Origin of the sequence: Streptosporangium sp. NPDC049248 (assembly GCF_040678965.1) — a bacterium.
Lineage (GTDB): Bacteria > Actinomycetota > Actinomycetes > Streptosporangiales > Streptosporangiaceae > Streptosporangium > Streptosporangium fukuiense.
Map to the genome: position 1 here is coordinate 111545 of NZ_JBFAQY010000033.1, position 6809 is coordinate 118353.

7 protein-coding genes are annotated in these 6809 nt (G+C 69.4%); 5 read left to right on the forward strand and 2 right to left on the reverse strand.

From position 1 onward, the window contains the following. The first annotated feature begins 22 nt into the window (after positions 1–22). Positions 23–973 carry a YafY family protein gene (locus AB0K21_RS38405; protein WP_364157165.1) on the forward strand — a complete coding sequence of 317 codons (951 nt, stop codon included), beginning with the start codon at positions 23–25 and terminating at the stop codon, positions 971–973. Between the two features lie 29 nt (positions 974–1002). On the opposite strand, the gene AB0K21_RS38410 is transcribed toward AB0K21_RS38405, so the two are convergent. Beyond that, complete coding sequence (locus tag AB0K21_RS38410; protein ID WP_364157168.1) at positions 1003–1596, reverse strand: TetR/AcrR family transcriptional regulator; 594 nt, start codon at positions 1594–1596, stop codon at positions 1003–1005. A 201-nt stretch (positions 1597–1797) separates the two neighbouring features. Between AB0K21_RS38410 and AB0K21_RS38415 the strand changes: the two genes are divergently transcribed. Together AB0K21_RS38415 and AB0K21_RS38420 are read left to right on the forward strand one after the other, a co-directional pair. Further along, a complete protein-coding gene (locus AB0K21_RS38415) occupies positions 1798–2175 on the forward strand; it encodes a TIGR03618 family F420-dependent PPOX class oxidoreductase (RefSeq protein ID WP_364157171.1) in 378 nt (125 codons plus the stop codon). Between the two features lie 11 nt (positions 2176–2186). Continuing rightward, positions 2187–3053 carry a haloalkane dehalogenase gene (locus AB0K21_RS38420; RefSeq protein ID WP_364157174.1) on the forward strand — a complete coding sequence of 289 codons (867 nt, stop codon included), beginning with the start codon at positions 2187–2189 and terminating at the stop codon, positions 3051–3053. A 209-nt stretch (positions 3054–3262) separates the two neighbouring features. Here the strand turns inward: AB0K21_RS38420 and AB0K21_RS38425 are convergent, their stop codons facing one another. Then, a complete protein-coding gene (locus tag AB0K21_RS38425) occupies positions 3263–4408 on the reverse strand; it encodes a methyltransferase (RefSeq protein ID WP_364157177.1) in 1146 nt (381 codons plus the stop codon). Positions 4409–4821: 413 nt separating this feature from the next. Here AB0K21_RS38425 and AB0K21_RS38430 point away from each other — a divergent pair, with 413 nt between their 5' ends. Then, on the forward strand, positions 4822–6480 hold the full coding sequence (locus AB0K21_RS38430) for an MFS transporter (protein WP_364157180.1): 1659 nt from the start codon (positions 4822–4824) through the stop codon (positions 6478–6480). A gap of 31 nt (positions 6481–6511) precedes the next feature. Beyond that, on the forward strand, positions 6512–6709 hold the full coding sequence (locus tag AB0K21_RS38435) for a 4-oxalocrotonate tautomerase family protein (RefSeq protein ID WP_343961416.1): 198 nt from the start codon (positions 6512–6514) through the stop codon (positions 6707–6709). The last annotated feature ends 100 nt before the right edge of the window (positions 6710–6809 follow it).

The following is a 6809-nucleotide window of genomic DNA, read 5'->3' on the forward strand; positions in this document are numbered from 1 at the left end:
CTTTGTTGGAGAAAATGGGAACATGCGCGCTGATCGTCTCGTCGCCACCCTCCTGCTCATGCAGGCCCGCGGGCGGGTGACCGCCGCCGAGCTGGCCGCCGAGCTGGAGGTGTCCGTCGCCACCGCCCGCCGCGATCTGGAGGCGCTGTCCGCGGCCGGCATCCCGGTGTATCCGCAGCCTGGACGGGGCGGCGGCTGGTCGCTCGTCGGTGGCGCCCGCACCGATCTCAGTGGCCTGTCGGCGACCGAGGCGCAGGCGCTGTTCCTGCTTGTCGGCCCGGCCGCGGCGGTCTCGGGTGAGGCCAAGGCGGCACTGCGCAAACTCGTGCGGGCACTGCCGCGGACCTTCCGGGCCGACGCCGAGGCCGCCGCCGACGCCACGATGATCGACTCTGCCCGGTGGGGCGAGCGTGATCGCCGTCGACCCGAGCTGGTCGACCTGCTGCAGACCGCCGTGATCCGCCGGCGAAAAGTCCGCCTGACCTATGTCGACAGCGCCCGGGAGCGGACCGAACGGCTGGTCGACCCGTGGGGTCTGGTTGACAAGGACGACATCTGGTACCTGCTCGCCGGGACCGAACGAGGGCGGCGGACCTTCCGCGTCGATCGGATCGTCGGGGCCGAGCCGACCGACCAGCCCGCCGAGCGCCCGGACGACTTCACACTCGCCACCGCGTGGCGACAGGTCGTCGGCGAGGTGGAGCGGCGGCGGTCACGTACCTGGGCGACCGTGCTCATCGAGGCCAGGTTCGTGCCGGTGCTGCGAACGCACTTCGGGCGGCACTGCCACATCGACGCCGAACTCGACCAGGGGCGTGTCCGGGTCCGCCTCGGCGCGCCGACCTCGCTGGACATCGCCCGGCACCTGGCCGGCTGGGGCGCGATGGTCGAGGTGGTCGAACCGCGCTCCGTCCAGGCCGAGCTGGCCCGGATCGGCGCCGAACTCGCCGGCCGCTACACCGGCGGGCACTGACCCGGAGTTCGGCCTTGGGCCGGCGTGCGTCATGCCAGGCCGTCGAGCTCGCGAACGAGGCGGGCGCCCTCCCGAGTCATGATCTCCGGGTCGCGCAGCGCATTGGAGAGCAGGGACATGCCCTGGTAGGCGCCGACGAACGTCAGCGCGAGGCCCTCGGGGTCGGCCACGCCCATCTGGCGGTACTGCTGTTCCACCCAGTCCAGCAGCCGGCGGATGGCATGGCCCGCCGCGACGTCGAGGCCACTCTCGGTGCGTTTGTCGAGTTCGACGGCAAGGGTGCCGGTGGGACAGCCGTAGCGGGCCGTGATGTCGCGCTGGCCGACCCACGCGTTCACAAGGCCCTTGAGGCGTTCGCGCGGGTCGGGGAGCTGGTCGAGCCGGCCGGTGAGGGCCTCCAGGTTTTTGGTGTGCTCGGAGAGGGCGGCCTCGACCAGTTCGTCCTTGGTCTTGAAGTAGTAGTACACGTTGCCCGCCGGGACGTCGGCGGCGCGGGCGATGTCGGCGATGGTCGTGCGTTCCACGCCCTGCTCGTGCAGGACCCGGGCGGTGGCCGCCATCAGTCGCTGCCGCTTACCGGCGGCCTTCGGCCGAGAGGGCGGGGAATCCATTGAGTTAGTCACCCGACTAACTATAGACAGCCAACGGCCTGGCTGTGCTACCGTCTCACTCGACAAAGTTAGTCAACTAACTTACTTCTGAGTCGGGGAGATCGACATGATCGTGGTAACGGGTGCGACCGGGAAAGTCGAACGTGTCCTGGGCCGGGCGCCGGCCACCTTCGCCGCCTGGGCCGAGCGCAGCGTGGCAGCCTTCCGGTGAGCATGGCGGTCGAGGATTTCCTCGCCGAACCGCACGTGGCCACCCTGACCACCCTGCGTCCCGACGGCTCGCCGCACGTGGTCGCGGTGCGCTTCACCTGGGACGGTCAGGCGGGGCTGGCCCGTGTCCTGACCGTCGACACCACTCGCAAGGCCAGGAACCTCATCACCGGGCCGGGCGGGCGCGCGGCGCTCTGCCAGGCGGTGGGGTTCCGGTGGGTGACGCTCGAAGGACTCGCCACCGTGCACGACGCACCCGGGCGAGTGGCCGAAGGCGCACGCCGTTACACCGCGCGCTATGGAGCGCCGCCGCCCGCTCCGCCGGGCCGCGTGGTCATCGAGATCGCGGTCGATCGCATCACCCGGCTCAACCTCCGATAAAGGAACGCATCATGCCTGTTCAGCACATCCTCGGCTCGACCATGTACTACCGGGAGTCCGGCACCGGGGTGCCGGTCGTCTTCCTGCACGGCAACCCGACCTCGTCGTACCTGTGGCGGGACGTCATGCCGGCCATAGGATCCGGACGGCTGTTGGCCCCCGACCTCATCGGTATGGGCGAGTCGGGCAAACCCGATATCGACTACACCTTCGCTGACCACGCCCGCTACCTGGACGCCTGGTTCGACGCGCTCGACCTTCAGGACGTGGTGCTGGTCGGGCATGACTGGGGTGGCGCCCTGGCCTTCGACTGGGCCGCGCGCCACCCGCACCGGGTACGCGGCATCGCGTTCACCGAGACCATTGTCAAGCCGATGGCCTGGGAGGAGTTTCCCGAAGGCGGACGGCGGCTGTTCCAGGCGATCAAGACAGCCGGCATCGGCGAAGCCATGATCCTCGACGACAACGCCTTCATCGAGCAGGCCCTGCCCGGCACCGTCGCCACGGCGCTCACCCAGGGCGACCTCGACGTCTACCGCAAGCCGTATCCGACCCGGGAGAGCAGGCTGCCGCTCCTGCAGTGGCCGCGCTCGATGCCGCTGGGCGGTGAGCCCGCCGACGTCGTGGCCAGGATCGAGGCGTACGACCGGTGGCTGAAGGCCGGCACGGACGTGCCCAAGCTACTGCTCACGTTCGCGTCCGGGCCGGGGGCGATGATGCACGAGGACATCATCGCGTGGTGCGCGGCGAACATCGCCGACCTGGAGATCGAACACTCCGAGGCCGTCGCCGGGCATCACACGCCGGAGGACCAGCCCGTGTTGATCGCCGCAGCCATATCGGCCTGGGCGGACAGACATGGCCTTCGCCTCTTGTGAAACGCGATCCTTGAGGGGGCCGGCGGCAGTGTAGAAATCCCCAGCGGCGACCGAGACATGGTTCTTCGGTGCCTTCGAAGGCCTCGATGACGAGGCCGGACGGCACTCCGTCGACATCGTGCCTAAGGGCCGGACGGCGATGTCGTCGAAGCAGAGGCCGGGGAGCGTGCCGAGCCACAGGTTCCACCGTTCCTGCGCGGCGTTGGCGGTCAGCGCTTGACGGCTCGCAGTACGACGAACCTGGGATCGCTCGCGGCGACCTCGCAGTTGCCGAAGAGGCGGCGCAGTTTCGCGTGGTAGCCGAGGTGCCGGTTGCCGACCACCCACAGCTCGCCGCCGCGGCGGAGCGCGGCGCGGGAGCCGTTGAACATGCGCCAGGCCGTCGCGTCGGTCGTCGCGCGGTGTGTGTGGAACGGCGGGTTGTTCAGCACCAGGTCCACCGTCCCCGCCGGTACGCCCGACAGGCCGTCGGCCGCCAGGAACTCCGCGGTGGTGCCGGGGGCCACGTTCGCCCGGAAGGTGGCCTCCGCCGAGGCCAGCGCCTGGTAGGACTCGTCGATGAACGTCACCTGGGCTTCGGGGTTTCCCAGTGCTGCGGCGAGCCCGACCACCCCGTTGCCGCAGCCCAGGTCGACGACGTGTTCGGGTCCACGGCGCCGCGGCAGGTTCTTCAGGAAGAAGCGGGTGCCGACGTCGAGGCGGTCGGCGCAGAAGATGCCCGCGTGGTTGGTGACGGTCAGGCCCGAGACGGCTCCGATCCCGGTGGGCAGCGGGTAGCTTCGTGGCCACGGGTTGTCGCCCCGGGGAAGCCCGGGGTCCGGTGTGCAGAAGATGAGCCGCGCCTTCTTCGCCGCCAGCGACGTCCTGGTCGGCCCGAGGATCCGTTCGAACAGGCTCAGCGTCGAGGTGTGGATCTCGGCGACCATCCCGGCGCCGACGACCACCGTGCCGGAATGCACGTGCGGTGCGAGGCGGTGCAACTGGTCCTCAAGGAGTGCGAGGCTCTTGGGCACCCGGATGAGCAGCACGTCGATCCGGTCCGGCGGCGCGTCCCCGGTGGTGCGGAGCCGTATCGCCTCCCCGGCGACCTTGTTGCGCTCCAGGTTCGCCAGGGTCGCCTGCCGGCCGAGGAAGGAGTCGGTGATCTGCACGGGACGGTGATCGGCGAGCGCGGTGACCAGGGCGCCCCACCGGTCGCCCAGCACGACCACGGTGCCCGACAGGTCCGTCTGCTCGTCGTCGAGGTGCCGCAGCAGGTACTCGTCGGCGGCGTCCCAGGCGCGAAACGGGTCGCGGGGATCCTCGGGGAAGCGGGTGAGGTCGAACTCACCTCTCGACGTCGTGAAACGGTTCATCGCGCCTTAGGCTAGCGACTCACGCGATGAGCTGGTCACATCCCCACACTGCCGGGACCGGTCGACCCTGCCCGCTGCTCTCCCGTGGACATGACCCGCGCCCTTTCACGGTCGACCCGGCCGTCGTTCCGATCTTCGGGATTCCCCTGGGAAGAGCGACCAGTCCTCGGCGATGGGGTGGCGCGTGGCACGGGCCGACTCCGCCGCGCGCAACGCCTCGACGGCCCGATCGACCGTCCACGTGTTCGCCGTCATGGTGGCCGACCGTGGACCGTGGCGGGCACGACTTCCAGGGTATTCCCACACACCGGAAATCAGGTGGTTGCTTCCGTCACCGCCGGTTCTACGGTCGCTCCAACCCGCCGTCGTGCCCCGAGGTGGGGGGAAGCATTTCAGGCTGGAGGAAACCGCCGATGAACAAACAAGAACTCAAGGTAGTCGGTGCGTCGGCCATAGGTACGGCGTTTGAATGGTACGACTTCTTTCTGTACGCGGCACTCGTCCCCGTAATCGGCAGCAACTTCTTCAGCGGCTACGGCGCGACGGCGCAGACCGTGTTCGCGCTGCTGACCTTCGCCGCAGGGTTCATCGTCCGCCCGATCGGCGCGCTGGTGTTCGCGCGGATCACCGACCTGGTCGGCCGCAAGGTCGTGTTCCTGATGACGCTGGTGCTGATGGGCGTCTCGACGGTCGCCGTCGGCCTGCTGCCCACCGCGGACTCGATCGGCATCCTGGCCCCGATCCTGCTGGTGACCTGCCGCATCCTGCAGGGACTCGCGGTCAGCGGCGAGTTCGGCGCCGCGGTCACCTACGTCTCCGAGTACGCCCCCCCGCGGCAGCGCGGGTTCTTCGTCGGCTGGCTGACCGGCACCACGGCGCTCGCCTTCAGCCTGTCGCTGGGCGTGCAACTGCTGGTGCAGACCATCGTGGGCGCGGACGCCTTCGAGCAGTGGGGCTGGCGGGTGCCGTTCATCATCTCCGTCGTGCCGCTCGTGCTTTCGGTGTGGATCCGCAGCAAGCTGAACGAGAGCCCGCTGTTCCTGAAGATGAAGAAGGAGGGCACCCGGACCAAGGCGCCGCTGCGCGAGGCGTTCGGCTCGCGGGCACGGGTGCGCATGGTGGCGATCGTGTTCGTGATGGCCGCGGCGCAGTCGTTCATCGGTTACCTGTCCACCGTGTACATGGTGACCACGATGAAGACCTACCTCAAGACCGACGCTTTCACGGTCAACGCGATCTTCATGGTGATCATGCTGATCGGGTTCTTCCTGTGCGTTCTCGCCTGCTGGGTGTCCGACAGGATCGGGCGACGGCCGGTGCTGTTCGCCGGGCTCGGGCTGGCCGCGGTGCTCGCGTTCCCCATCACCGGCGCCATCGTCTCGACGGCGAACCCGGAGCTCGCGCGGGCGCAGGAGACGGTGTCGGTCACCATTCAGGCCGACCCGGCCGAGTGTTCCTTCCAGTTCAATCCCGCGGGCACCGCCACGTTCACCTCCGACTGTGACCAGGCGCGGAACGTGCTCCAGTCCAACTCGGTCACCTTCGACCGGCAGGACGCCATCGGCACCACCAAGGTCCTCGTGAACGACACCGAGGTCCTCGGCGGTCCGCAGATGAAGGACGAACTACTGGCGGCGCTCAAGACGGCCGGGTACCCGGTCGACGGATCGGCCAACACGATCAAGATCACTGGCATCGGGGATTTCTTCGACGGGCCCGTCCTCACCGTCGCGCTGCTGCTCCTCGCACTGGTCGCGTTCGCGCAGATGGCTCAGGGGCCGGCCGCGACGGCGATGGCGGAGGTGTTCCCGACCCGCGTACGCGCCACCGCCCTCTCGATCCCCTACCAGCTCGGCGTCGGCATGTTCGGCGGGCTGCTGCCGGCGACGATGGTCGCGATCGGGGCCGAAGTGGGCAGCATCACCACCGCCCTGTGGTACCCGGTCGGCGCCATGGCGCTGGGGCTGCTGATCCTGGTGTTCACCCTGCCGGAGACCAAGGGCGTGGACCTCGCCGAGGTGCGACTGGCCGGTGACACGGCCGAGGAACCCCTCGTACGCCAGGACAGCTGACCGTCCCATCCCAACCAGAAGGGAAGCCACCATGCCGATCATCGACGTCTCACTGCTGACCGGCCGTACCGAGTCCGAGCTGCGCGAGATGATCTCGGCCGTGCACGACGCGGTCGTGCGCAGTCTCGGGGTCCCGTCCGAGTCGGTGCGGGTCCTGGTGCGCGAGCTGCCGCCGACCCACTGGGCCGCGGACGGCGAGACGATCGCGGAGCGCAGGGCGCGCTCGTAGAAAGCACGAGGCGGGCCGGGGCCGAGTGGGTCGGCGGCAGCTCGCGCACCAGGACCCGCACCGACTCGGACGGGACCCCGAGACTGCGCACGACCGCGTC